The organism is Streptomyces sp. DH12 (assembly GCF_020873895.1).
Taxonomy (GTDB): Bacteria; Actinomycetota; Actinomycetes; order Streptomycetales; family Streptomycetaceae; genus Streptomyces.
This window is the reverse complement of record NZ_JAHWGT010000560.1, coordinates 1-561: the sequence shown is the minus strand read 5'-3', so window position 1 is coordinate 561 and position 561 is coordinate 1. Positions and strand designations below refer to the sequence as shown.

Genomic DNA, 561 nt, shown 5'->3' with positions numbered 1-561 from the left:
GCGCCGGCCCGAGTGGCCGGACGGTCTCCGGTCGGGCGTCCGGTGGTGGACCCGGCCGAACCTACCGGCCCTCCGCGGCCGCCTGTCAACAGTCGTCCGACCTGCGCAGTGTCGTTCAAGTGCCTGGTCAGTGGCGAGGATGCGCAGGTCGCACGACGGGCGCGCGGCGCATGATCGCCGCCGCGCCGCCCGTTCAGATCACTCGCCCGGCCGTACGAAGACCGTGCGGCCGCCGACCACCGTGCGGAGACAGACCGGCAGGTCACGGCCGGGGGTGAGGTCGGGCAGGCCGGGGGTGCCGGACCTCGGGTCGGTGGACCAGCGGGCCACCCGGTCGTCGGGCGCCTGGACGACGAGTGCGCCGGTGCGCCAGACCGCGTAGTCGGCCGGGGCGCCGGGCACCAGGACGCCCGCGTCGTCCCGTCCGGTCGCCCGCCAGCCGCCTCGGGTGTGGGCGGTGAAGGCGGCGCGGACGGAGACGCGGTGCTCGGGAGTGCGGTGGAAGGCCGCCGCCCGGACGGTGCCCCAGGGGTCGAGCGGGGTCACCGGGCTGTCGGAGCC

1 protein-coding gene is annotated in these 561 nt (G+C 77.0%); it reads right to left on the bottom strand.

Annotated elements, in window-relative coordinates; genetic code table 11:
* Positions 1–198 precede the first annotated feature (198 nt).
* Positions 199–561 (bottom strand): amidohydrolase family protein (locus LPA54_RS35770; protein WP_228984727.1); only part of this gene is annotated, 363 nt, incomplete at its 5' end.